Raw genomic sequence first — 22,884 nt, forward strand, 5'->3', positions numbered from 1 at the left:
CGCTCGACTTGCATGTATTAGGCACGCCGCCAGCGTTCGTCCTGAGCCAGGATCAAACTCTCCGAAGAAATGTTTGACTTGCTCATTTGCTTTTTGATAGTGTGTGCTCACTTAAAATTTAACGTTGGCGCTTTGTTTTGTTCAGTTTTCAAAGAGCAATTTGATCGCCGTCTCTCTCTTAGCGACTTTAATATCTTAACATCTTATTACCACTTCGTCAACAACTTTTTTTAAAAAAGTTTTTTTCATTCTTTTTCAAAAGCTATTACGTTGCAGCAACTTTTATAATATACCAGCGTATAAACCAATAGTCAATAGATTTTTTGAATATAATTCACATTTATATATCATGACTGATTCCACTTGGATAAATTCGTTTTCCCCCTCATATACATCAGGCATTCCTCCTCGGTGCTCACCCTTTTAAACAGCCTGAAAAGAATATTATATTTCTCGTTTATAGCCCTTTTGACTAAGTGATCGATTCTGTCATCCTGCAAATCGAATAGTATTTCATCCATCTCCCTTTTTAAAAGGTACTCCAATTCCATCTTTTCCTTGTCATTAATCAATAAACCGAGCATGGTTCACACCTCCATCAGACAGCTTTCCCCATTCCCACTAATTTTATGAATTTTCAACTGATTTTTTTGCATAACAACAATCCTCACGCATAAATTTGAAAACAAGAGTACTTTGGACAAGGGGATGGATTAATGAAATTTTTCATGGTGCTTCAAGCCAAGAACATCAAATATTATTCGCTAATTTTGCTTACGGCACTTTTTACCGCTTGGTTTCTTTTTGTACAAAACATTCTACATGCCCCCGTTTTTTCTACAGAAGATGGGCCGAAAGCGGTTTATAAAGGGGAAAAGAATGTTGCGATCACGTTCAATATTGGCTGGGGTGATGAGAAAGCCGCTCCAATAATAGAGACATTAAAAAGAGAAAAGATTAAATCGGCCACTTTTTTCCTCGCGGGATCTTGGGCTGAACGTCATCCGGACATAGTAGCTGAAATTGTTAAAGAAGGATATGAAATCGGCATGCTTGGTTACGATTATAAGGATTATTCCGAAATGGAAGATCAAGAAATCATCCGGGATATTTCTAAAGCCCAGGAAGCATTTAAAAAACTTAATGTTAAGAATATAGAACTTTTACGTGCTCCCACCGGCCACTTTGATAAACGCCTCTTAAAGATCAGCGAGAATTTTGGTTATACAGTTGTCCATTGGAGCATCGATTCAAAGGATTGGACCAATCCAGGTGTGGATCGGATCGTTCAGAACATCACCAAGGCACAGAAGGGTGATATCATCTTATTACATGCTTCAGATTCAGCAAAACAAACGAATAAGGCTTTACCGGAGTTAATAAGTGAACTTCGATCAAAAAATTTGAACTTCGTAAACGTTTCAGAGATGATTTCCAATTCATCAGCAAGCAGTGAGGAAATCCGCTGACTGAAAAAACTGCGCACTAATGGTCTCCATGAGCCTTTAGTACGCAGTTTTTTTGTTTTGACTTCCTTATGTATGGATCGACTTACAAATAGGTTAGCTGCCTTTACCCAGTTCACCGGCTTTCATCTTTCCCTTTGCAGGAGTTTGCTTACTCCCTCTTTTACTGGCCAATTCCCTTTGTGAACGTTCAATCAATTTGCTCAGAACCAATAATTGATAAGCATTGCAGACTAGCAACGGAAACAGCATGAAGTAAAGCCAGCTTTCATCATTGGCACTTAGGACAGGTATCCACTCCAAAACCGTGACCACGACCATGAAAAATAAGGCCGGTACGAACGACTGTTTATTCGTTTGTTTCATTTTGAAATAAGCTGTAATGAGCCCTGCAGCCAATACAACCAATGCTAACACGATGTAGGAACTGATCCCCTCTCCTGAACCAAAGCTAAGATATCGCAGGTAAACAAGATCGAATACAACAAAAAGAATAAGTACAACTTGAACGGCGTTCCATAAGTAAGCGCTTTTAAATATCCCCAGACCAAAACGATGTATCGTTAAATAGGCAAAAAAGCCGGCTTGGCTTATGACACTGAAAATTAATCCAACACCGAATAACCAAATAAAAGTTGATAGGATGGCACTGATATCAAAAGAAGAAAAATAAGGCTTAAACTCACTCCATCGAGCCAAGAACCCTACAACCCCGCCCGTTACGCCACCTATAAGCAATGTTGTTAAAAACAATTTAACTAAATTACGGCTGTTCATTGTTTTCCTCCATACATTTCTATTTCATTTCCTTAATTGTACCAACCAAATTTGGAAAAATCCACTTATTCCACCAAGGAATAATATCGCCGATTGGAACCATATTAACAGTAAGAAGGATGAAAGGGGCCCTGCGTATGAGAGTGGGAGTTGCTTTGCTTTTCACGTCATTCTTACTCGTTTGTTCCGGTTGTGCTCAAAATGGAGCAGGCGCAGAAAAAATGGAATATGAAGAGACAAAGAAAATGGTCGTCGATATCTTGAAGACAGATGATGGAAAAAAAGCCATCCAGGATATCATCACTGATGATAAAACGAAAGCTGAACTTATTATGGATTCGGAAGACATTAAGAAATCCATTGAAGATATTGTCACTTCAGATAAAGGGAAGGAATTTTGGAAAAAGACATTTAATGATCCCGAATTTGCTTCCGCTTATGCTAAAGCATTAGAAGACGAACATAAAAAGGTATTGAAGGACTTAACTGCTGATCCTCAGTATCGTGGAATGCTCATGGAAATAATGAAAGAACCGGATATGGAAAAAGAAATGAATAAGTTGTTAAAAACCAAGGAGATGCGGTCGGTCTATAAAGAGCTGATCCTTGAAACCATGGAAAGTCCTCTCCTTCAAGCGAAAATGCAAGAGAAATTGGATAAAGCGGCCACTAAAGCGGTAGAGAAGGAGAAAAAGTAAAAAGAATGAAAAGAGGCTGATTCCAAACGGAATCAGCCTTCTTTTTCATTGTAGTTTTCCAATGACCTTTTTGGCAATATCTTCGTAAATCCTGCCGAGTCTATGGTCCGCTGCGTAAATGGATGGAGCAAAGTCCTCTTCGTTCCAATCTGGCTGTTGCAGGGGAAGTTGACCTAAAACTTCTGTACGAAGCTCTTCTGCAAGCTTCACGCCGCCGCCTTTTCCGAATACATACTCTTTTTCACCGGTCGTTTTACTTTCGAAGAATGACATATTCTCTATGACACCAATGACTTCGTGTTCTGTCTTGATGGCCATGGCACCTGCTCTTGCTGCAACGAAGGCTGCAGTCGGGTGCGGTGTCGTAACGATGATTTCTTTACATGAAGGGAGCATCGTATGCACGTCCAAAGCAACATCGCCTGTACCCGGCGGTAAGTCAAGGACCAAATAGTCCAAATCTCCCCATTCCACTTCATTAAAGAAACTGTTAAGCATTTTACCCAGCATCGGTCCTCTCCAGATGATCGGCGCGTTATCCTCTACAAAAAAGCCCATTGAGATCACTTGAACGCCAAAGCGTTCTACAGGAATGATTTTTTCCCCGCGAACAACCGGTCTTTTTGTTATCCCCATCATATCAGGTACGCTGAATCCATAAATATCGGCATCAACCAGTCCGACCTTTTTACCCAAACGAGCAAGTGAAGTAGCGAAATTCACTGAAATCGTGGATTTCCCCACTCCACCTTTACCACTGGCGATCGCGATGAATTGTGTTTTGCTGTTAGGTCCAAGCAAACCTTGGTCCGCTTCATCCTGAGGAATGCTTTCACGATGCTTGGCTAACTCCTCTTCTGAAAGCTCCGTGAAACGGATGCCCACCGATTCCGCCCCGTTCGTTTTCAGCAAGTCCACAACTTCCGATTGCATTTGCATTTGTTCGGCAGTCCCCGTTTTCGCAATCGCAAGTTTAACGCTTACATGATTCTTTTCAGGTTTTATTTTGATTTCTATAATTCCATTTGTCTCTTCAAGGTTTTTATGTAGAAAAGGGTCTTTAAGATCCTTTAATAAATTCAGTACTTTCTCTTCTGTTAACAAGTCGAGCACCCCTTTGAATTTTATTTTCCCATTTTTCAGTATAACATATTACGGAAAGAAAGCTTATTATCTGCCCCGCATGCGAAACCTGATGATTCTCCCCATAATAAAAAGGCCTTGTACCTTACAAGACCCAGACATCACTTTTCATCCGATAGTTTTCCCTCTGTAAAGTACCGTAAAATACCCATATAAATCGAACTGGCAACCTTTTCTTGATACTTATCACTGATAAGGCGTTCCCTTTCCTCAGAATTCGAAAGAAATCCAATTTCCACAAGAGCCCCAGGTTTCTTGGCATAGTTCATTAAATACACATGATTAATCGTTTTGGCATCGCGCTTTGTATTTTCCAGGTTTCTAATGATTTCAGTCTGAATGAATTTTGCCACCTGTTCATTTTCCTCAAACCTGTTTGTATAAAAGGTCTGGGCACCTTTCGATGACGCTGATGGAAAAGAGTTCAAATGAATGCTTAAGAATAAGTCCGCTTCCGAATCATTGATCATTTCAACCCGGTTCCGTAAGTCCTCCTGTTTTCGCTGGCGGATCCCCTTTGTATTTCCCTCTGCCAAATCTTCATCCTTCTCACGTGTCATGATGACAAGGGCACCCTGTTCCTGTAAATAGTCCCTGACCTTTAATGAAACGGAAAGGGCAATTTCCTTTTCCATAACCTCTTGTACATTAGCCCCGCCGTCCATTCCTCCGTGACCTGCATCCAAGATGATGACCTTACCTGCCAAAGGAAGATTCCAGGAGTCCCAAGAATCATCTTCAACAAATTTAAACGTCACAATTAAAAAAAGGACAAACAATCCCATAGCGATCCCTGTATATTTCAGCTTTCTGCGCATGACCTTTCCCCTTCCATGGTCTCTCTACTAAAAAGTATGGGACAAACCATGAAATTAGAACAAGGAATGGGAATTTTGCCTTCTTAATGCAGTTTCATTTTATATCGTTTTTCCCCCGTCTTAAAGCCATCCAGCCACCAATCCCCAACAAACCCTTCACAACAATAAAACAAACCTTCATCGAAAGCGTTATTCGCTGTAACTTCCCGCCAATACAAAATAAAGTTAAAAAGAGTATCGACCAAAAACTTCTCTTCCCTCCAACACCTGGACCTTACATCTTCTTCCGACTCACCATAATAGCCAAACTTACTATAGTTCGCCCCTAATAAATAAGCCTCGATGGCGACATCAAAGTAGCCTTCCTCCAAAACATCCATCAGATCCTGCCCGAAGTAACGCTGAATCCTTCCCTTCATATCCTCGATAGAAAGTTCCCTGAGCAGCCTACGTTCGAACTTCAATTGCCTTTCCCTTTGCATCTCCTGTAAACCTAATATCACAGCCATAATTCACCTCCGGGGCAATTCCCCATTTCCCAAAATTATTTCCCAAGACATAATTTAGTTTTAGCGTTCTATTTTTAACCATTCATTTATTCCATTGGCAAAAAATAATGAGGATAGGTTCAGCAGGTAATTGAAAAAGGCATATCGATATGCAATATGATAAGAAACCTGTTAAAGTGCAGACTGCACAAGAAACTTAATGTTAGACAACTTGGAGTTTTCTCCCGTAACCCGCCACTCAGGCAGCTACCCGAGGCTGACCTTGCCGACTTGGGTCGCTCACTGCGCATGTCTATTTGGACCTTGATCAATACTGATTATTCATGTCGTGTTCTCCCTTAAACTTAAGTCAGCCTTCCTCCATGAGAACTTCAGGCTCTGTAGTCCATTAAGATAAAAAGGACATCCATGGTTTACGGATGTCCTTTCTCAAATGATATAACATTTTATAATAGCGAATTCAATTTATTACCCGTTCACTTAGCCGGATGCCTTTTTAAACTGCCTGAGGATCAAAGCGCTGTACAACATCCAAAGGTGGTGCAACACAAAGTTTGTAATGGCTTCCTATTTTTGTTTATATCTGTCCAGCTCTTTTCTTTAAACGACCTGCAAGCGGCACTACAATTATACCAGCTATAACGACCTGCATCACGTTTCCAGGGATGGAGCCAAATGGCTGTATCCAGTTACCATAAAGAATAACTTCGACAAAATAGTAGCCGACGATTTTTATGATCAATGCAACGGCAACAGCGATCGTGTATACAAGTTCTCTTTTGCCCGGTACCCTTTCGGATATAAGACCGGCTAGATAGCCCATTGCTCCTACGATGACGAATGTAAACGGTGCCCATGCTGCCCACCCAGAGAAAAGATCGAAGAAGGCCATACCGAAGGCGCCTGCTATCGCTCCTGTTTTTTTGCCATAAACCAAAGCAGCTATAAAAAGGGGAACGTTACCCAGATGGATCAGGCCGCCGTTACCCATTATCGGGAGCTTGATGTTGATGAACATTGTCGCTACAAGGGTTAATGCAATGAATAGCGCATTGATGACCAAAGCTTTTGTTTTAGTAGTTTCAATCGGTGAGTATGTTGAATTCATATGAAGTCCTCTTTCTTTTTTTAAGTATTATCATACTCCTAAACAGGTACTTAATAAATATGGATTTTACAAAAAATTCAGTATTACATAAATAAACTCATGTGTAAACAAATGGAACATGACTATCATCAACATCTGAAGCCCCTCACCGCGGGTTTCATTTGCATTGAGTCTGGAAGACTGGGATGGATGGCATGAAAAGGTCTCATTTTATTCCGGGCATAACAAAGACTTAATGAAATTCAAGATTCTTTCAAACGGTTTAAGTATCATTGCACTCTGTACATTAAATAAATTTGGTTGGCAATATAATCCGAACTAAAATGAAGCCCCTTTCTTAACCACCATATTATAATGCCTACCAATGAGGCCGTTTTAATATCAATGTCAACATAATCAGCAGGTAAATCCTTCTTGGTATTCTTCCTTCTTATTTCTACTAAATGCTTTAATAATGTAAACAATTGTTCCTCAAACTGATTCGTCTTAAATAAAATGAGTAAATAATTTCGATGGATATATAAATAATCAAGTAATTGAGTTAGCTGTTGTTTTTCTGATAAATCTTTTGCATGTATTAAAGCAAAAATTTTATCAGATAGCTCATTTAAAATCTCTTCGGTGATTTGTGTTAGTAAATCTTGAATATCCTGATAATGCAGGTAAAATGTTGTCCGGTTTAATCCTGCTTTGGCTGCGATTTTCTGAACCGTTAAATTTGGAATGGCAGGGTCCTCGGATAAGAGAGCAATGACAGCGTTCTTAAACATTTCTCTTGACCGAATCGTACGAGGGTCTTCTTTCTTAGGAATAGACATTTTTAACTCCTTTATAGATTTTCTTTGACTTTCTCGACAGCATAAATTCCTATGTCGATTAGTGAACATTTTTAAGAAAACTGTTCATGGTAAGCAACATATTTTTTTGTTACCATCGATTTTATCGACACGATGTTGAGAATGCAAGTCAAAAATAAAGGAGTTTACGAATGAAAAATGAAATAACAGAAGGAAATAAAAAGATTTTATTAATTGTACTGATTGCTGGCTGTTTTTTATCAACATTAAATCAGACTTTATTAAATGTTGCATTGAGTGGTTTAATGGACGTATTTCATGTAACTGCTGCAACTGTACAATGGTTATCAACGGGATTTATGCTAGTAAACGGTGTTTTAGTGCCGATTACGGCTTTTTTAATGAAACGGTTTACAACAAGGCAGCTATTTATTAGCTCGATGTTCTTTTTGTTTATCGGATCTGCACTTAGTGCATGTGCGGTGAATTTTGGCATGCTGTTAACGGGAAGAATGATTCAAGCAATTGGTGCCGGGATTATAATGCCTCTAATGATGACAGTCATTTTATATTTATATCCTAGCGAAAAGCGTGGAAGTATTATGGGGACAATCGGCTTTGCGATAATTTTTGCTCCAGCCATAGCACCTACATTATCTGGTTTTATCATTGAATATGTTTCATGGAGATGGTTGTTTATTGGGTTAACCCCATTTATCATAATCGTCATTGTTCTAGCGTTCAAATATTTAATGAATGTTGCAGAGACAACAAAAGCAAAATTAGATATCACAAGTGTCATTTTATCAACGATTGGTTTTGGCTGCATATTATTTGGATTTAGCAGCGCCGGAAGCAAGGGATGGGATAATCCCATTATCATTACTACAATTATCGCCGGGATAATCGTGACGGCTCTATTCTGTTTACGTCAAATGAAATCCAGCGATCCATTATTAAATTTATCTGTATTTAAATACAAAGTTTTCACGCTCACATCTTTCATCAATGTACTCATTACGATGATTATGTATGCGGATTTAATTCTTTTACCAATTTACTTGCAGAATGGACGGGGCTTTACAGCATTTGAAGCAGGTTTACTGTTATTGCCAGGAGCTGTGATCAACGCCTTCTTGTCCCCTGTCACAGGTAAAATGTATGATAAATACGGTGCTAAACCACTCTTTATTACAGGTTTAGTATTTATCATTGTTTCTATGTGGGGAGTCATAGATCTAAACGAATCCACAACCTATATATATTTAATGGTTCGTACCATTTTATTACGGATTGGATTAAGCTTTATTTCTATGCCTTTAAATACAGCAGGATTGAATGCTTTACCAAGAGAATTGGGTTCCCATGGTTCAGCTGTAAATAATACCATCCGCCAATTGTCAGGTGCTATTGGAACAGCCGTTGTCGTCACAGTATATACAATGCAAGCAACTTCGCATGCCTCTGAGCTATCAATGCAAAATGAAAACATTACAGATATACAACTAGAGGCATTGGCTTCTATCTTTGGCTCAAGTGGTGCCTATGTTTTCATGTTAATCCTATCTTTTGTGGCGTTAATTTTTGCATGCTTTATGCCGAAAAAAGCCGCAATTAAAAAAAGTGAAAGTGAATCCCCTAACTAAAATCGATAACAATACAATCTTTAAAATAAAGCATATCTGGGATATCCCAGATATGCTTTATTATTTTTAATATTTAAGTTCATGGTCCGTGCTGTGATCAACATCTTTTTCCGGACAAAAAAAGACCCCCAACCAAAATGGTTGAGAGCCTTTCGAAACGGTAATAGAATTAACGTTTTGAGAACTGAGGTGCACGACGTGCGCCTTTAAGACCGTATTTTTTACGTTCTTTCATACGTGGGTCACGAGTTAGTAAACCAGCAGTTTTAAGAGATGGACGGTATTCTGGATCAACTTGTAGCAATGCACGAGCGATACCGTGACGGATTGCTCCAGCTTGACCAGTGTATCCACCACCGCTAACGTTAACTAGAACGTCGTAATTTCCAGTAGTTTCAGTTGCAACTAGTGGTTGGTTAACAACTTCACGTAATGCTGCGAAAGGAATATATTCATTGATGTCACGACCGTTAATAACGATGCGACCTTCGCCTGGTACTAAACGTACACGAGCTACTGAGCTCTTACGGCGACCAGTACCATAATATTGAACTTGTGCCAAGATAGTAACCTCCTTAGTAATTATCCGCGTAATTCGTATACTTCTGGTTGTTGAGCAGCGTGTGGGTGCTCAGCTCCAGCGTATACGTGTAATTTTTTGTAGATTTGACGACCAAGAGAATTCTTTGGAAGCATACCTTTGATAGCAAGTTCAAGCATTCTCTCAGGGTAGTTTGTACGCATTTCAAGAGCAGTTCTAGTTTTAAGACCGCCTGGATGCATAGTGTGACGGTAATAAATTTTGTCTGTCAATTTTTTACCAGTCAAGTGGATTTTTTCAACATTGATAAGAATTACATGATCACCAGTGTCAATGTTCGGTGTAAAAGTTGGTTTATGTTTACCACGTAAGATGGATGCTACTTCAGTAGAAAGGCGACCCAAAGTTTTGCCTTCAGCGTCAATCACATACCATTTACGTTCTACTTCATTAGCTTTCGCCATAAATGTCGTACGCATGGTTAACCTCCTAAAAAACTTTTTAATTTTTTATATTTATTTTCAATCACAATAAACTTCCGGGGCTTATCGTGGGATTAAAATACATACCATATTATATTAACTTCTCCCATATTCATTGTCAAGGGAATGTTACACTAGGATAAGTTGTCTATAAAACACTCTCTGCAACTCCATGAAAAGGGTAGTATAGCGACAAACCGCTCCATTACTGACTTCATCCCGTTTCCTGGTTGTAAAAAAACTGGTATCACTTCGAAAATATTTTTATTTGTAAAATACTTTCCATAAATATAAGCCTTGGGCTGGCGCTGTTTTCCCTGCAAAACTGCGGTCCTTCTTTTCCAAAATCCCGCTCATGTCACGGGGTGACATCTTGCCGCTGCCGACATCCAGGAGCGTCCCAACCAAGATACGCACCATATTATACAAGAAACCTTCCCCAACGAAGCGGAAAACCATGAAATCATCGCTCTCTTCAAAATCCATTTCTTTTATGGTTCGAACTTTATCGACCACTTCCGTTTTTGCCGAACAAAAACTTGTAAAGTCATGTGTCCCTATCAAATAGGAGATTGCTTCCCTCATCGCCTCCCCATCTAATGGGTAGGGATAATGATAGGCGTAATTCCGCTTAAACGGATCCCGTAGTTTCGAACGGGCGATGATATAACGGTACTCTTTCCCAGTCGTATGGAACCTCGCATGAAAATCGTCAGGTACGATATCGACTTCCAGAACGATGATATCGGTCGGAAGAAGGGCGCTGAACGCCTTTACCCAATTTTCAGTAGGGAATGTAAGGGGCGATTCAAAGTGAAGCACCTGCCCCTTTGCATGGACCCCTGAGTCTGTCCTGCCTGAAGCAGTCACTTTTATAATTGTGCCTTTATGCATTTGGGCCAAGACTGCCTCGAATTCACTTTGTATGGTGCGTTTCTCTGGCTGCACCTGATAACCAGCAAAATCCGTGCCGTCATAAGCGATCACACATTTATATTTTGGCATAGTTCTCTTCCTTATTATGAACGTAATAAAAATAACATGACCGTTAGAACGCCTATCGAGACCATCAAAAGACTATCACTCGTCTTCCAGTCCAATTGGCGATATTTCGTGCGGCCTTCCCCGCCACGGTATCCTCTTGATTCCATGGCAGTTGCCAATTCCTCAGCCCGTTTGAACGAACTGACAAATAAAGGAACAAGCAGCGGTACAATCGATTTAACCCTTTCCTTTATCGGGCCAGAAGAAAAGTCAACGCCCCTTGCAGTTTGGGCCTTCATGATTTTTTCCGTTTCCTCCATTAGCGTTGGAATGAAACGAAGGGCAATTGACATCATCAATGCCAGTTCATGTACAGGCATCTTCCACTTTTTCAAGGGCCCCAACAGCTCTTCCATCCCATCTGTAATGGATATCGGGGATGTCGTCAAAGTTAAAAGTGACGTAACAAGGATTAGTAAAGTAAATCTAACGGATATGAAAAAACCTTGAATCAGACCGCCTTCATAGATTTCAAACCAACCGTATTCAAAAAGCAATTCCCCCTCTTTCGTAAAAAATATATGGAGAAGGAATGTAAATACGATCAAGAAAAAGATTGGTTTTAACCCATTATAAAGATAGCGAAGCGGTATTTTGGAAATACTGATTAAAAGGATCGTGAATACAGCAAGCAAACCGTAAGAAACGACATTATTCGCTAAAAAGACGACACAAACAAACAGGAACACGAGGAGCAATTTAGCCCTTGGGTCCATCTTGTGCATCAGTGAATTTGCAGGGACATAACGCCCGATAATCATTTTATCCAGCATCAGCGGTTCCCCCGTTTCATGACTTTATCTATTTCTATCGCTAAATCTCCGATATTAAGACATGGATGATCAAATCGAACACCAAGTTCCTTCTGGAGCTTTAGCTGAAAACGGACCGTATCAGGAACATCCAGGCCAAGCTCCATTAATTGCTCCGGCTCTGCGAAAATTTCATGGGGTGTTCCTTTCTTGAACACCGTACCCTTGTGCATGATAATGATGTCATCAGCGTACTTAGCTGCATCCTCCATGCTATGTGTCACAAGAATCGTTGAAATGCCCCTTGCTTTATGCAGATCATAAAACATATCCATGATTTCTTTGCGTCCTCGCGGATCCAGACCCGCTGTGGGCTCATCAAGGACCAATACTTCCGGCTCCATGGCAAGTACCCCAGCGATGGCGACCCGTCGCATTTGTCCGCCAGATAAGTCGAATGGAGATTTTTCAAGAATTTCCTCATTCAATCCGACTTGCGCGATGGCTTTCCTGGCCAGTTGTTTAGCATCGTTTTCAGAAAGTCCAAAATTCATAGGTCCGAAACATATATCCTTTTCAACCGTTTCATCAAATAACTGATGTTCCGGAAACTGAAAAACAATTCCGACCTTTTGTCTTATTGGCCGTAAAGCCTTTTCTTTTCTTCCGGCTTCAATCGTCCGATCCCCAATGAAAACACGACCCTTCGTCGGTTTTAAAAGAGCATTCAAATGCTGCAGTAGCGTGGATTTCCCGGACCCTGTATGCCCGATGATTGCGGTATAGGTTCCCGGCTCCATTGAAATATTGACATCATGAAGGGCTAGATGTTCAAAAGGAGTATTCACCTGATAGCGGTATTCTACATCATCGAGTGTAATTCGCATAAATCCTTCACCAACTCTTCCTCTGTCAAATGCCCATCAACTACACGAACACCATTTTTTTGTAACTCCTTGGTTAGTTTCACTGAAAAGGGAATATCCAGACCAAGAGCAATCAATTCTTCCTCTAACTCAAAAATATCCTGAGGCGGCCCTTCACGATATAACCGACCTTGGTTCATGACTATCATTCGATCGGCTTTGGCAGCTTCCTCAAGATCATGGGTGATTGATATGACAGTGATCTCGTTTTCCTGCTTCAATTCCCTAACTGTTTCAAGCACTTCTTCACGGCCTCTTGGGTCAAGCATGGAGGTTGCTTCATCTAAGATGATTATGTCTGGCTGCAAGGCTATTACACCTGCTATGGCCACTCTTTGCTTTTGACCGCCGGATAGATGGTGCGGCTCTTGATTAAGAAAGGCATTCATTTTAACCTTATTTAACGCACCATGAACACGCTCCACCATAACCTGCTGAGAAACACCGGCGTTTTCTAAACCAAAAGCCACATCATCCTGAACTGTAGTGCCTACAAATTGATTATCTGGGTTTTGAAAAACCATGCCAATTTTCTGGCGTACATCCCAAACGGATTCTTCTGTCAAAAGTTGATCATTAATCGTAATGGTACCTGAGTTAGCGAACTGAAGACCATTCAGTAACTTTGCTAATGTCGACTTGCCAGAGCCATTATGTCCGACAATCGCAAGCCACTCCCCCTGATGAATATCAAAAGAAACATCATCCAAGGCGTTTCGAGACTGACCCTCATATTTAAAAACAATATTTTTTAAAGAAACCAGCTTCTTCATTATGTGGCCCTCCTCATCCTCGACTGCACTCGTCTAAACTAAACTCTGCTCACTCAATATAAATATAGTCGTTTTTTCCTTCTGAAAATATAAAAAAACGCTGCACCCCTTCCACCGAAAGAATTTTCGGTAAATTAAGAGCAGCTAACAGCGGGCCTGTTACGAAAAACAGGTTATCTTATAATCGCTTATCAAAAGCGGGAAGGGATGCTTGAGCTAGACGTGAAGGCTCCCTGCATAATACAGGTTCCGCCAGCCATCGTAACACTCAATGCGAATTTCTAGATGAAAGAATTTCTATTTTAAAAAAAGAAAAAGGGCATAGAACAAGTGAGTATATTCATTTGTCCCGCCCTTTTTCATCGTTGTTATTAAACTAATTCAATAACCACGACTGGTGCACCGTCACCGCGGCGTGGACCAACTTTCATGATACGAGTGTATCCACCTTGACGTTCTTCATAACGTGGAGCCACGTCACTGAATAGTTTTTGAAGGGCATCTGTGCCATTCTCAGCGTCAGCGATTTCGTTACGGATGAAAGATGCAGCTTGACGGCGTGCATGCAAGTCACCACGTTTACCAAGAGTGATCATTTTATCTACTACAGAACGTAATTCTTTTGCACGTGCTTCAGTAGTTTCAATGCGCTCATGGATAATAAGATCCGTAGCTAAATCACGAAGTAATGCTTTACGTTGTGCGCTAGTGCGTCCTAACTTTCTGTAACCCATTAGAGATTCCCTCCTTTGTTGAAGTTCTATATTGTGTGTCCATAACAAGGCTCACAACATAATGGATTGATTCCGCCATGTTATCAGTCGTCTTTACGAAGACCTAAGCCTAATTCTTCTAGTTTCGCTTTCACTTCTTCAAGTGATTTACGACCTAGATTACGTACTTTCATCATATCTTCTTCCGTTTTATGAGCTAGCTCTTGAACGGTATTGATTCCAGCACGTTTCAAGCAGTTGTAAGAACGAACAGAAAGATCTAATTCTTCGATCGTCATCTCAAGAACTTTTTCTTTTTGATCTTCTTCTTTTTCAACCATGATTTCAGCATTTTGAGCTTCATCGGTTAAACCAACAAAGATATTCAGATGCTCTGTTAAAATCTTAGCTCCAAGTGCTACCGCTTCTTGCGGACCAGTACTGCCATCAGTCCAAACATCGAACGTTAACTTGTCAAAGTTAGACAACTGTCCAACACGTGTATTTTCAACTTGGAAAGATACGCGTGAAACCGGAGTGTAAAGAGCATCGATTGGAATTACACCAATTGGCTGGTCTTCTCTCTTGTTTTGAACAGCAGGAGTGTAGCCGCGGCCGCGACGTGCAGATAAACGCATACGCATATGACCGTTTTTACCAATTGTAGCAATATATAAATCCGGATTAAGAATTTCTACATCACTATCATGAGTGATATCAGCAGCCGTGATGACTCCGTCACCTTGAACGTCAATTTCCAGCGTCTTCTCTTCATCAGAGTAAATCTTAAGAGCTAGTTTTTTCACATTAAGAATGATAGATGTTACATCTTCCACGACGCCTTCAATTGTTGAGAACTCATGTAGCACTCCATCAATTTGTATAGCTGTGACAGCAGCACCTGGGAGTGAGGATAAAAGGATACGACGTAAGGAGTTACCCAATGTAGTACCATACCCACGCTCTAGTGGCTCTACGACGAATTTACCGTATTTGGTATCGTCGTTGATTTCAACCGTTTCGATTTTTGGTTTTTCTATTTCGATCATCAATAAACCCTCCTTCAAAACGTCAAAACCCCGGCAAGTAAACGAAGTCACTTAAACCGAAATTCCCCATGTATACGTTCCCGCTGTGCGCAACAACTGAAAATTAATCCTCTGTAAGAACGCAAACTCAGTATTATATCCCATTATTGACAGGAATACAAAATCTATACAGAAAAATTAAACACGGCGACGTTTTGGTGGACGGCATCCGTTATGTGGAACTGGAGTTACATCTTTAATTGCAGTTACTTCTAGGCCAGCAGCTTGAAGTGCACGAATAGCAGCCTCACGTCCAGCACCAGGTCCTTTAACTGTAACTTCAAGAGTTTTCATACCATGTTCAATTGATGTTTTAGCAGCTGTTTCAGCAGCCATTTGTGCAGCAAATGGAGTGGATTTACGAGATCCACGGAATCCTAGAGCTCCAGCACTTGACCAAGAAATAGCATTACCATGAGAGTCAGTGATCGTAACGATAGTGTTATTGAATGTTGAACGAATATGAGCAATACCAGTTTCTATATTCTTTTTCACACGACGTTTACGTGTATTAGTTTTACGTGCCATGAAAAGTAACCTCCTTTACTAATTATTTTTTCTTGTTAGCTACAGTACGACGAGGTCCTTTACGCGTACGAGCATTGTTTTTTGTATTTTGACCGCGAACAGGAAGACCACGACGGTGACGTAAACCACGGTAAGAACCGATTTCCATTAAACGTTTGATGTTTAGGGAGATTTCACGACGAAGGTCGCCTTCTACTTTAAGCTTGTCAATGATATCACGAATTTTGTTCAATTCGTCTTCCGTTAAGTCACGAACGCGAGTTTCTTCAGAAACGCCTGCTTCTGCAAGAATCTTGATCGCTGTTTGTTTTCCAATACCATATATATATGTTAATGAGATAACAATACGTTTGTCACGGGGAATATCTACTCCAGCAATACGTGCCATGCTTGAGTGCACCTCCTTCTATTTAGCCTTGTTTTTGTTTATGTTTAGGGTTTTCGCAAATAACCATAACTTTACCTTTTCTGCGGATAACTTTACACTTTTCGCAGATTGGTTTGACTGATGGTCTGACTTTCATTGCTATCTAACCTCCTTATACAGATCGGAGCGTAACCGGATTATTTGAACCGGTATGTGATTCTGCCGCGAGTTAGATCATACGGGGAAAGCTCAACCGTAACTTTATCTCCAGGCAAAATGCGAATAAAGTGCATACGAATTTTACCGGATACATGAGCTAAAACAGTATGACCATTTTCTAATTCTACCTTAAACATTGCATTTGGCAAAGTCTCTTGTACTGTGCCTTCTACTTCAATTACATCATCTTTCGCCATTAAAGTGATTCTCCCTTCTCTATGCGTGAACCTATTAAAGGTGCACATCTTTCCGTCAACATTACTACAGTCCAATTATCCTCATAAGTCTTACAATTCTGCATCAAGTATTCACCATTTTGTAGAACCAGGCTTTAACTGAGGACCTTTATCAGTTGGACCGAAATGAGGATTTTATGGGCCCTCATGTAAGTCTTGACCGATTCCGTGACCGACATACTCTCGAAATAGAGAAGCAATTAGTCTCGACATAGGTTTGAATAGCATGGGAGATGTTTGAAAGGCGCACGCCTGGCATAGCTTCTTTCAACCCTCTATATCACGACTCTTTAGGAATCCCAATAGAGTCACTGCATTTCTTCATCAATTTTGCCGACCGGATATGTCCATGAAGATCACTTGAAAAGTAATCGCCCAATTCAGGGAATACCAAGTACAAGAACCTGATTAATAAATGTGCGAATGCTCTCGCGAAATCCATTATACCCTTTGTATTATAGGAATGCACCAAGTTTAACTAGTAAGTTATAAAAATGGTATGAATTTCATAAATCAATACGAATGATTAATTTTGTAAAGCACCAAGCAGCACATCGATATCTTCAAATACCTTATTAATATCTTGCTGTCCGTTAATGTTGACCAAGTACCCTTTGTCTCCGTAGAAATCAAGAAGTGGCTTGGTTTGTTTCAAATTCACATCTAAGCGATTCTGAACCGTTTCAGCATTATCGTCGGCACGTTGATATAATTCTCCGCCGCAGCGGTCGCATACATCATCTTTAGCTGGAGGATTGAATACAAGATGGTATGTCGCACCACATGATTTGCAAATACGACGTCCTGTCAATCTATCCATTAAGATGCTTTTATCAACATCGATATTAATGACAAAATTCATTTGACGATCTAAATCAGCAAGAATGCTTTCAAGTGCCTCTGCCTGTGCCACAGTACGTGGAAACCCATCAAGCAAAAATCCTTTAAGGCAGTCTTCCTTGCTTAAACGTTCACGTACGATGCCAATGGTAACTTCATCAGGTACCAATTCGCCTTTGTCCATGAATGATTTCGCTTTTAGACCTAGTTCTGTTCCTTCTTTGATAGCTGTTCGGAACATATCTCCAGTAGAGATATGAGGGATATTATATTTTTCTACGATTTGTTCAGCTTGAGTGCCCTTACCAGCACCCGGCAGACCCATTAAAACTAGATTCAATTTTCTTCCCCCTCAAACTCTATAATGGGTAAAGGGAACAAGCCGTTCCCAAAACTCATTACTTTATAAAGCCTTTATAGTGTCTCTTCACAAGTTGTGATTCCAGCTGCTTCATCGTATCAAGGGCAACCCCCACTACGATCAGCAAACTGGTACCACCAATCTGTGCAGATTGAGGTAGATCAGCAAGCTTAATGAAAAATACCGGTAAAACGGCAATGATGGCTAAGAATATAGAGCCTACAAACGTCAAACGGTATAAAACACGTGTTAAATATTCTTGTGTACTCTTACCTGGACGAATCCCCGGCACATAGCCACCTTGCTTTTTCAAATTCTCAGCCATTTGTTCAGGGTTAACCTGAATGAATGCATAAAAATACGCAAAAGCAATGATAAGAGCAACATATATGATCATACCAATTGGCTTGGTGTAATCAAGATTTGTTGATATCCAACTAGTCACGCTGTTCTTTCCAAAGAAAGAAGCGATTGTAGTGGGAGTAATGATAAATGCCATTGCAAAGATTACCGGAATAACCCCCGCAGCATTTACTTTCAATGGTAAATGAGTAGACTGGCCACCCATTTGTGTACGACCTACCGCAGCACGTTTCGCATACTGTATAGGAATTTTACGCAATGCCTGCTGAATGAAAATAACAGCAACCACGATTGCTAATACTGCTAAAACAATGAGGATAATCGTTATGATTCGTAAGAATAATTGATCTCCCGCATTTTCAAATTGTTGGGCGTAAATCTGATTTGCCGTAGTAGGCAAACTAGCTACGATACCAGCAAAGATAATGATGGAAATCCCATTACCCACACCCTTAGCAGTGATCAGCTCCCCTAACCACAAAAGAAAAGCTGTTCCTGCCGTTAAGACAGTCGCAATAAGCAAGTATGTTGCAATTCCAGGATTTTCAATCAACTGGCCACCTGACATATTATTGAACCCATAAGACATACCAACTGCTTGGATGAATCCTAGGATAATAGTGAAGTAACGAGTGAATTGAGCTAATTTACGGCGCCCTGCTTCCCCTTGTTTAGACCATTCAGTGAACTTAGGAACAACGTCCATCTGTAACAGCTGAACGATGATGGATGCCGTGATGTACGGCATGATACCCATCGCCAATATGGAGAAGTTTTGCAGTGCCCCGCCGCCAAAGGTATTTAAAAGACCGATGACGCTCAGCTGGTCCTGTTCAGCGAGAAAATCGGCATTCACATGCGGTACAGGTATAAATGTACCGATGCGATAGACGATTAACATTAGAAGGGTAAAAATAATCTTATTCCTTATTTCACCCACGCGCATAAAATTGGAGATCGTGCGAAACATTAGATCACCTCTGTATTACCGCCAGCAGCTTCGATAGCTTCTTTAGCAGTAGACGAGAATTTGTGAGCTTTAACAGTAAGCTTTTTCTCAATGCTTCCTTTGGCAAGAATTTTGATTCCTGCTTTTTCTTTACTTACAACCCCAGTCTCAAGTAAAAGAGCTGGTGTTACTTCAGTACCGTCTTCGAAAAGATTTAACGTATCAAGGTTAACGATAGCGTAGTCTTTACGGTTGATGTTGGTAAATCCACGTTTAGGTAAACGTCTGAATAGAGGAGTTTGTCCCCCTTCAAATCCAAGACGCACACCGCCGCCGGAGCGAGCGTTTTGTCCTTTATGTCCTTTACCTGCTGTTTTACCGTTACCAGATCCAATACCGCGACCTTTACGTTTACGTTCTTTACGAGAACCTTCTGCAGCTTTTAACTCATGAAGTTTCATGTTGGCACCTCCTTGTTAAGTTAAAAATTATTTTATTGTTCTTTTACAGTAACAAGATGAGCAACTTTGGTAATCATACCGCGAATCGCAGGGTTATCTTCTTGGATAACCGTTTGATGCATTTTGCGTAAACCCAAAGTGTTAACTGTAACACGTTGATCTTCAGGACGACCAATTAAGCTGCGAGTGAGGGTAATTTCTAATTTATTAGCCATAATTCGATTTCCCTCCTTATCCTAACAGTTCTTGTACTGATTTTCCACGTAACTTAGCTACGTCTTCAGCACGTTTCAATTGCTTCAATCCTTCAATTGTTGCGCGAACCATATTAATAGGTGTATTAGTACCTAGTGATTTAGACAAGATATCGCTAACTCCGCCTAATTCAAGTACCGCACGAACAGGACCACCAGCAATTACTCCTGTACCTTCAGAAGCTGGTTTCAATAGAATGTGACCTGCGCCATAGCGACCGTTCACAAGGTGAGGAATAGTAGTACCAACCATCGGTACAGTAATTAGATTTTTCTTAGCATCCTCAATAGCTTTACGGATAGCATCCGGAACTTCTTGAGCTTTACCAGTACCAAATCCAACATGACCATTTTTATCACCAACAACAACTAGTGCAGTGAAACGGAAACGACGTCCGCCTTTAACAACTTTAGCTACACGATTTACTGTAACTACGCGTTCTTCAAGTTCTAATTTATTAGGATCAATGCTACGCATCTGTTATGTCCCTCCTTATCCATTAAAATTCTAAGCCGTTTTCACGAGCAGCGTCAGCCAATGCTTTTACACGACCATGGAAGAGGTAACCACCGCGGTCAAATACCACAGCTTTGAAACCTTTTTCAACAGCACGTTTCGCAATAAGTTCGCCAACTTTTTGAGCTGCTTCAGCATTGCTACCTGCTTCGATACTGATCTCTTTATCAAGAGTTGAAGCACTTGCCAATGTTACGCCTTTTGCATCGTCAATTAATTGTGCGTAAATGTGTTTGTTTGAACGAAACACATTTAAACGAGGACGAGCTTCTGTTCCAGAAAGCTTAGCACGTACACGCGCATGTCTTTTCTGACGAGTAGCATTTTTATCAAGCTTCGTAATCATTTACGTCACTCCTTTCGTTTACTTATGCGGCATTACTTACCAGTTTTACCTTCTTTACGACGAACGAATTCGCCTTCGTAACGGATACCTTTACCTTTATACGGTTCAGGCGGGCGTACATCACGGATATTAGCTGCTAGAGCTCCTACACGTTCTTTGCTTGCACCTTTGATGATTACTTTTGTATTAGAAGGAACTTCGACTTCAACGCCAGCTTCTGGCTCTATTTCTACAGGGTGGGAATATCCTACGTTAAGGACAAGCTTGTTACCTTGCTTTTGTGCACGGTACCCAACCCCAATAAGTTCAAGTGATTTTACGAATCCAGTTGATACACCTTCAACCATGTTAGAGATAAGTGCGCGAGTAGTACCGTGTAAAGAACGGTGAGCCTTCTCGTCAGACGGACGTGTAACAGTTAACACGTTCTCTTCAACAACGATTGAAAGGTCAGGATTGAATGATCTAGTTAATTCACCTTTAGGTCCTTTAACAGTTACTTCACTTCCAGTAACAGTAACTGTCACGCCTGCAGGGATTTCAATAGGTTTTTTACCTATACGAGACATAATGTGCACCTCCATTCTTGTGAAAATGTATTACCAAACGTATGCTAAAACTTCTCCGCCAACTTGTTTAGAGCGAGCTTCCTTGTCTGTTAAAACTCCGTGAGAAGTAGAAACAATTGCGATACCTAAACCGTTAAGAACGCGTGGTACCTCTCCAGTTTTTGCATATACACGCAAACCAGGTTTGCTGATACGTTTTAGACCAGTGATAACACGTTCGTTGTTTGCACCGTATTTTAAGAAGATACGGATGATACCTTGTTTGTTGTCTTCGATTAATTCAAAGTCACGTACGAAGCCTTCACTTTTTAAGATCTCAGCAATTTCCTTTTTGATCTTTGAAGCAGGAACTTCCAGTTTTTCGTGACGAACCATATTCGCATTACGGATGCGAGTAAGCATATCTGCAATAGGATCTGTCATGACCATTATATTTTACCTCCTTCCCAAACTCGGGTTTTACCAGCTAGCTTTTTTAACGCCAGGAATTTGTCCTTTATATGCAAGTTCGCGGAAACAAATACGACAAAGTTTAAATTTACGTAATACAGAATGTGGACGTCCGCAACGTTCGCAACGTGTATATTCTTGTACTTTAAACTTCTGTTCGCGTTTTTGCTTTACGATCATAGACTTTTTAGCCACGATTTCGCCTCCCTTTATTTAGAGATTACTTTTGGAACGGCATTCCAACTTGAGTAAGTAGTTCACGAGCTTCTTCGTCAGTGTTGGCAGTCGTTACGATAACGATGTCCATACCACGAACTTTGCTCACTTTATCGTAATCAATCTCAGGGAAGATAAGTTGTTCTTTAACGCCTAATGTATAGTTTCCACGTCCGTCAAAGGATTTCTTTGAAACGCCGCGGAAATCACGTACACGCGGTAAAGATACAGATACTAGCTTATCAAGGAATTGATACATACGCTCTCCACGTAATGTAACTTTCGCTCCGATAGGCATACCTTCACGCAAACGGAAGCCTGCGATTGATTTTTTTGCTTTTGTTATAACTGGTTTTTGACCAGTGATCAATGTAAGTTCTTCAACAGCTGTATCTAAAGCTTTCGAGTTAGATACTGCGTCACCCACACCCATGTTAATAACGATTTTCTCAATGTTTGGTACTTGCATTACTGATTGATAGTTGAATTTACCCATCAATGACGGTGTAATTTCACTTTTTAATTTTTCTTTAAGGCGGCTCATTGCTTAGTGTACCTCCCTTCATTTATGACTTATTTATCTAAAGATTCACCTGATATTTTAGCTACGCGTACTTTTTTACCATTTTCGATCTTATATCCAACACGAGTCGGTTTACCTGATTTAGGATCAAGTGGCATTACATTGGATACGTGAATAGCAGCTTCTTTGCTGATAATTCCACCTTGTGGATTAAGTTGAGATGGCTTGGAATGCTTTTTCACGATGTTAATTCCTTCAACAAGCACACGATTTTGTTTCGGATATGCAGAAAGAATTGTTCCTTGTTTGCCTTTGTCCTTACCAGAGATGACTACGACTTTGTCACCTTTTTTAACATGCATTAGCTTGGCACCTCCTTGAAAGGCTTTATACAAATTTTACAT

The 22,884-nt window shown here is 40.4% G+C and carries 33 protein-coding genes and 1 rRNA gene; 3 read left to right on the forward strand and 31 right to left on the reverse strand.

Annotated elements, in window-relative coordinates:
- Positions 1 to 68, reverse strand: a 16S ribosomal RNA gene (locus tag BW986_RS27490); the annotation flags it as partial.
- A gap of 279 nt (positions 69 to 347) precedes the next feature.
- Entirely contained in the window at positions 348 to 584 is a 237-nt protein-coding gene (locus tag BW986_RS27495; RefSeq protein WP_076372829.1) for a hypothetical protein, read from the reverse strand.
- A 132-nt stretch (positions 585 to 716) separates the two neighbouring features.
- Between BW986_RS27495 and pdaB the strand changes: the two genes are divergently transcribed.
- Entirely contained in the window at positions 717 to 1,469 is a 753-nt protein-coding gene (gene pdaB / locus BW986_RS27500) for a polysaccharide deacetylase family sporulation protein PdaB (RefSeq protein ID WP_076372831.1), read from the forward strand.
- A 93-nt stretch (positions 1,470 to 1,562) separates the two neighbouring features.
- Here the strand turns inward: pdaB and BW986_RS27505 are convergent, their stop codons facing one another.
- Complete coding sequence (locus tag BW986_RS27505; RefSeq protein WP_076372833.1) at positions 1,563 to 2,243, reverse strand: KinB-signaling pathway activation protein; 681 nt, start codon at positions 2,241 to 2,243, stop codon at positions 1,563 to 1,565.
- Between the two features lie 137 nt (positions 2,244 to 2,380).
- On the opposite strand from BW986_RS27505, the gene gerD reads away from it, so the two are divergent.
- Positions 2,381 to 2,941, forward strand: a complete 561-nt coding sequence (gene gerD, locus BW986_RS27510; protein WP_076372835.1) for a spore germination lipoprotein GerD — start codon at positions 2,381 to 2,383, stop codon at positions 2,939 to 2,941.
- Between the two features lie 45 nt (positions 2,942 to 2,986).
- On the opposite strand, the gene BW986_RS27515 is transcribed toward gerD, so the two are convergent.
- From BW986_RS27515 to BW986_RS27535, 5 genes are all read right to left on the reverse strand, one after another.
- On the reverse strand, positions 2,987 to 4,045 hold the full coding sequence (locus BW986_RS27515; RefSeq protein WP_076372837.1) for an Mrp/NBP35 family ATP-binding protein: 1,059 nt from the start codon (positions 4,043 to 4,045) through the stop codon (positions 2,987 to 2,989).
- Between the two features lie 140 nt (positions 4,046 to 4,185).
- On the reverse strand, positions 4,186 to 4,902 hold the full coding sequence (gene cwlD, locus BW986_RS27520) for an N-acetylmuramoyl-L-alanine amidase CwlD (RefSeq protein ID WP_076372839.1): 717 nt from the start codon (positions 4,900 to 4,902) through the stop codon (positions 4,186 to 4,188).
- 83 nt (positions 4,903 to 4,985) lie between these two features.
- Positions 4,986 to 5,411 carry a DUF2521 family protein gene (locus BW986_RS27525; RefSeq protein ID WP_076372841.1) on the reverse strand — a complete coding sequence of 142 codons (426 nt, stop codon included), beginning with the start codon at positions 5,409 to 5,411 and terminating at the stop codon, positions 4,986 to 4,988.
- Positions 5,412 to 5,988: 577 nt separating this feature from the next.
- Positions 5,989 to 6,519, reverse strand: a complete 531-nt coding sequence (locus tag BW986_RS27530; RefSeq protein ID WP_076372843.1) for an ECF transporter S component — start codon at positions 6,517 to 6,519, stop codon at positions 5,989 to 5,991.
- A gap of 269 nt (positions 6,520 to 6,788) precedes the next feature.
- Positions 6,789 to 7,337: a TetR/AcrR family transcriptional regulator gene (locus BW986_RS27535; protein ID WP_076372845.1), complete on the reverse strand. Its 549-nt coding sequence runs from the start codon at positions 7,335 to 7,337 to the stop codon at positions 6,789 to 6,791.
- Between the two features lie 170 nt (positions 7,338 to 7,507).
- Between BW986_RS27535 and BW986_RS27540 the strand changes: the two genes are divergently transcribed.
- Entirely contained in the window at positions 7,508 to 8,962 is a 1,455-nt protein-coding gene (locus tag BW986_RS27540) for a DHA2 family efflux MFS transporter permease subunit (protein ID WP_076372847.1), read from the forward strand.
- Positions 8,963 to 9,131: 169 nt separating this feature from the next.
- Here BW986_RS27540 and rpsI read toward each other — a convergent pair whose 3' ends face one another.
- From rpsI to rplX, 23 genes are all read right to left on the reverse strand, one after another.
- Entirely contained in the window at positions 9,132 to 9,524 is a 393-nt protein-coding gene (gene rpsI, locus BW986_RS27545; RefSeq protein ID WP_034304957.1) for a 30S ribosomal protein S9, read from the reverse strand.
- A 20-nt stretch (positions 9,525 to 9,544) separates the two neighbouring features.
- On the reverse strand, positions 9,545 to 9,982 hold the full coding sequence (gene rplM, locus BW986_RS27550) for a 50S ribosomal protein L13 (protein WP_034304960.1): 438 nt from the start codon (positions 9,980 to 9,982) through the stop codon (positions 9,545 to 9,547).
- Between the two features lie 267 nt (positions 9,983 to 10,249).
- Positions 10,250 to 10,990, reverse strand: coding sequence for a tRNA pseudouridine(38-40) synthase TruA (gene truA / locus BW986_RS27555; protein ID WP_076372849.1), 741 nt, complete (start codon positions 10,988 to 10,990; stop codon positions 10,250 to 10,252).
- 14 nt (positions 10,991 to 11,004) lie between these two features.
- A complete protein-coding gene (locus BW986_RS27560; RefSeq protein ID WP_076372851.1) occupies positions 11,005 to 11,802 on the reverse strand; it encodes an energy-coupling factor transporter transmembrane component T family protein in 798 nt (265 codons plus the stop codon).
- Positions 11,802 to 12,668: an energy-coupling factor ABC transporter ATP-binding protein gene (locus tag BW986_RS27565; RefSeq protein ID WP_076372853.1), complete on the reverse strand. Its 867-nt coding sequence runs from the start codon at positions 12,666 to 12,668 to the stop codon at positions 11,802 to 11,804. The genes BW986_RS27560 and BW986_RS27565 overlap by 1 nt, the downstream gene beginning before the upstream one ends.
- Positions 12,644 to 13,483 (reverse strand): energy-coupling factor ABC transporter ATP-binding protein, encoded by an 840-nt coding sequence (locus BW986_RS27570; RefSeq protein ID WP_076372855.1) that lies wholly within the window; start codon positions 13,481 to 13,483, stop codon positions 12,644 to 12,646. Before BW986_RS27570 ends, BW986_RS27565 begins: the two co-directional genes overlap by 25 nt.
- Positions 13,484 to 13,851: 368 nt before the next feature.
- Positions 13,852 to 14,214, reverse strand: a complete 363-nt coding sequence (gene rplQ, locus BW986_RS27575; RefSeq protein WP_034304973.1) for a 50S ribosomal protein L17 — start codon at positions 14,212 to 14,214, stop codon at positions 13,852 to 13,854.
- Positions 14,215 to 14,297: 83 nt separating this feature from the next.
- Positions 14,298 to 15,242, reverse strand: coding sequence for a DNA-directed RNA polymerase subunit alpha (locus BW986_RS27580; RefSeq protein ID WP_034304976.1), 945 nt, complete (start codon positions 15,240 to 15,242; stop codon positions 14,298 to 14,300).
- A gap of 177 nt (positions 15,243 to 15,419) precedes the next feature.
- The gene (gene rpsK / locus BW986_RS27585) at positions 15,420 to 15,809 is read right to left on the reverse strand and encodes a 30S ribosomal protein S11 (RefSeq protein WP_028390438.1); all 390 of its coding nucleotides are present in this window, start codon (positions 15,807 to 15,809) and stop codon (positions 15,420 to 15,422) included.
- 22 nt (positions 15,810 to 15,831) lie between these two features.
- On the reverse strand, positions 15,832 to 16,197 hold the full coding sequence (gene rpsM / locus BW986_RS27590; RefSeq protein WP_034304978.1) for a 30S ribosomal protein S13: 366 nt from the start codon (positions 16,195 to 16,197) through the stop codon (positions 15,832 to 15,834).
- A gap of 22 nt (positions 16,198 to 16,219) precedes the next feature.
- The gene (gene rpmJ / locus BW986_RS27595) at positions 16,220 to 16,333 is read right to left on the reverse strand and encodes a 50S ribosomal protein L36 (RefSeq protein ID WP_003156543.1); all 114 of its coding nucleotides are present in this window, start codon (positions 16,331 to 16,333) and stop codon (positions 16,220 to 16,222) included.
- Between the two features lie 40 nt (positions 16,334 to 16,373).
- Positions 16,374 to 16,592, reverse strand: coding sequence for a translation initiation factor IF-1 (gene infA, locus BW986_RS27600; protein WP_028390440.1), 219 nt, complete (start codon positions 16,590 to 16,592; stop codon positions 16,374 to 16,376).
- A gap of 565 nt (positions 16,593 to 17,157) precedes the next feature.
- A complete protein-coding gene (locus BW986_RS27605) occupies positions 17,158 to 17,811 on the reverse strand; it encodes an adenylate kinase (RefSeq protein WP_076372856.1) in 654 nt (217 codons plus the stop codon).
- Between the two features lie 58 nt (positions 17,812 to 17,869).
- Entirely contained in the window at positions 17,870 to 19,165 is a 1,296-nt protein-coding gene (gene secY / locus BW986_RS27610; protein WP_034304981.1) for a preprotein translocase subunit SecY, read from the reverse strand.
- Positions 19,165 to 19,605, reverse strand: coding sequence for a 50S ribosomal protein L15 (rplO, locus tag BW986_RS27615; protein ID WP_034304982.1), 441 nt, complete (start codon positions 19,603 to 19,605; stop codon positions 19,165 to 19,167). The genes secY and rplO overlap by 1 nt, the downstream gene beginning before the upstream one ends.
- Before the next feature lie 32 nt (positions 19,606 to 19,637).
- The gene (rpmD, locus tag BW986_RS27620) at positions 19,638 to 19,820 is read right to left on the reverse strand and encodes a 50S ribosomal protein L30 (protein ID WP_076372857.1); all 183 of its coding nucleotides are present in this window, start codon (positions 19,818 to 19,820) and stop codon (positions 19,638 to 19,640) included.
- Positions 19,821 to 19,836: 16 nt separating this feature from the next.
- Complete coding sequence (rpsE, locus tag BW986_RS27625) at positions 19,837 to 20,337, reverse strand: 30S ribosomal protein S5 (protein WP_034304987.1); 501 nt, start codon at positions 20,335 to 20,337, stop codon at positions 19,837 to 19,839.
- A gap of 22 nt (positions 20,338 to 20,359) precedes the next feature.
- Positions 20,360 to 20,722, reverse strand: coding sequence for a 50S ribosomal protein L18 (rplR, locus tag BW986_RS27630; protein WP_076372859.1), 363 nt, complete (start codon positions 20,720 to 20,722; stop codon positions 20,360 to 20,362).
- A gap of 32 nt (positions 20,723 to 20,754) precedes the next feature.
- Complete coding sequence (gene rplF / locus BW986_RS27635) at positions 20,755 to 21,291, reverse strand: 50S ribosomal protein L6 (protein WP_076372861.1); 537 nt, start codon at positions 21,289 to 21,291, stop codon at positions 20,755 to 20,757.
- Positions 21,292 to 21,321: 30 nt separating this feature from the next.
- Positions 21,322 to 21,720: a 30S ribosomal protein S8 gene (gene rpsH, locus BW986_RS27640; protein WP_034304995.1), complete on the reverse strand. Its 399-nt coding sequence runs from the start codon at positions 21,718 to 21,720 to the stop codon at positions 21,322 to 21,324.
- A gap of 30 nt (positions 21,721 to 21,750) precedes the next feature.
- A complete protein-coding gene (locus tag BW986_RS27645) occupies positions 21,751 to 21,936 on the reverse strand; it encodes a type Z 30S ribosomal protein S14 (RefSeq protein ID WP_034304998.1) in 186 nt (61 codons plus the stop codon).
- Between the two features lie 25 nt (positions 21,937 to 21,961).
- Entirely contained in the window at positions 21,962 to 22,501 is a 540-nt protein-coding gene (gene rplE, locus BW986_RS27650) for a 50S ribosomal protein L5 (RefSeq protein ID WP_063235797.1), read from the reverse strand.
- A gap of 29 nt (positions 22,502 to 22,530) precedes the next feature.
- Positions 22,531 to 22,842, reverse strand: a complete 312-nt coding sequence (gene rplX, locus BW986_RS27655; RefSeq protein WP_034305002.1) for a 50S ribosomal protein L24 — start codon at positions 22,840 to 22,842, stop codon at positions 22,531 to 22,533.
- Positions 22,843 to 22,884: the final 42 nt, after the last annotated feature.

Origin of the sequence: Peribacillus simplex (assembly GCF_900156045.1) — a bacterium.
GTDB classification, from domain to species: Bacteria; Bacillota; Bacilli; order Bacillales; family DSM-1321; genus Peribacillus; species Peribacillus simplex_D.

Bases quoted from the DNA above. Each gene is read 5' to 3' on its own strand.
- gerD (WP_076372835.1), top strand. From the start codon at position 2,381: ATGAGAGTGGGAGTTGCTTTGCTTTTCACGTCATTCTTACTCGTTTGT.
- rplF (WP_076372861.1), bottom strand. From the start codon at position 21,291: ATGTCTCGTATAGGTAAAAAACCTATTGAAATCCCTGCAGGCGTGACA.
- rpmD (WP_076372857.1), bottom strand. From the start codon at position 19,820: ATGGCTAATAAATTAGAAATTACCCTCACTCGCAGCTTAATTGGTCGT.
- truA (WP_076372849.1), bottom strand. From the start codon at position 10,990: ATGCCAAAATATAAATGTGTGATCGCTTATGACGGCACGGATTTTGCT.
- rplX (WP_034305002.1), bottom strand. From the start codon at position 22,842: ATGCATGTTAAAAAAGGTGACAAAGTCGTAGTCATCTCTGGTAAGGAC.
- BW986_RS27530 (WP_076372843.1), bottom strand. From the start codon at position 6,519: ATGAATTCAACATACTCACCGATTGAAACTACTAAAACAAAAGCTTTG.
- BW986_RS27505 (WP_076372833.1), bottom strand. From the start codon at position 2,243: ATGAACAGCCGTAATTTAGTTAAATTGTTTTTAACAACATTGCTTATA.
- rpmJ (WP_003156543.1), bottom strand. From the start codon at position 16,333: ATGAAAGTCAGACCATCAGTCAAACCAATCTGCGAAAAGTGTAAAGTT.
- rplR (WP_076372859.1), bottom strand. From the start codon at position 20,722: ATGATTACGAAGCTTGATAAAAATGCTACTCGTCAGAAAAGACATGCG.
- rplM (WP_034304960.1), bottom strand. From the start codon at position 9,982: ATGCGTACGACATTTATGGCGAAAGCTAATGAAGTAGAACGTAAATGG.
- rpsH (WP_034304995.1), bottom strand. From the start codon at position 21,720: ATGGTCATGACAGATCCTATTGCAGATATGCTTACTCGCATCCGTAAT.
- rpsE (WP_034304987.1), bottom strand. From the start codon at position 20,337: ATGCGTAGCATTGATCCTAATAAATTAGAACTTGAAGAACGCGTAGTT.
- secY (WP_034304981.1), bottom strand. From the start codon at position 19,165: ATGTTTCGCACGATCTCCAATTTTATGCGCGTGGGTGAAATAAGGAAT.
- BW986_RS27535 (WP_076372845.1), bottom strand. From the start codon at position 7,337: ATGTCTATTCCTAAGAAAGAAGACCCTCGTACGATTCGGTCAAGAGAA.
- BW986_RS27580 (WP_034304976.1), bottom strand. From the start codon at position 15,242: ATGATCGAAATAGAAAAACCAAAAATCGAAACGGTTGAAATCAACGAC.
- BW986_RS27495 (WP_076372829.1), bottom strand. From the start codon at position 584: ATGCTCGGTTTATTGATTAATGACAAGGAAAAGATGGAATTGGAGTAC.
- rpsK (WP_028390438.1), bottom strand. From the start codon at position 15,809: ATGGCACGTAAAACTAATACACGTAAACGTCGTGTGAAAAAGAATATA.
- pdaB (WP_076372831.1), top strand. From the start codon at position 717: ATGAAATTTTTCATGGTGCTTCAAGCCAAGAACATCAAATATTATTCG.
- rplQ (WP_034304973.1), bottom strand. From the start codon at position 14,214: ATGGGTTACAGAAAGTTAGGACGCACTAGCGCACAACGTAAAGCATTA.
- rplE (WP_063235797.1), bottom strand. From the start codon at position 22,501: ATGAGCCGCCTTAAAGAAAAATTAAAAAGTGAAATTACACCGTCATTG.
- BW986_RS27560 (WP_076372851.1), bottom strand. From the start codon at position 11,802: ATGCTGGATAAAATGATTATCGGGCGTTATGTCCCTGCAAATTCACTG.
- BW986_RS27525 (WP_076372841.1), bottom strand. From the start codon at position 5,411: ATGGCTGTGATATTAGGTTTACAGGAGATGCAAAGGGAAAGGCAATTG.
- infA (WP_028390440.1), bottom strand. From the start codon at position 16,592: ATGGCGAAAGATGATGTAATTGAAGTAGAAGGCACAGTACAAGAGACT.
- BW986_RS27540 (WP_076372847.1), top strand. From the start codon at position 7,508: ATGAAAAATGAAATAACAGAAGGAAATAAAAAGATTTTATTAATTGTA.
- BW986_RS27565 (WP_076372853.1), bottom strand. From the start codon at position 12,668: ATGCGAATTACACTCGATGATGTAGAATACCGCTATCAGGTGAATACT.
- cwlD (WP_076372839.1), bottom strand. From the start codon at position 4,902: ATGCGCAGAAAGCTGAAATATACAGGGATCGCTATGGGATTGTTTGTC.
- rplO (WP_034304982.1), bottom strand. From the start codon at position 19,605: ATGAAACTTCATGAGTTAAAAGCTGCAGAAGGTTCTCGTAAAGAACGT.
- rpsM (WP_034304978.1), bottom strand. From the start codon at position 16,197: ATGGCACGTATTGCTGGAGTAGATATTCCCCGTGACAAACGTATTGTT.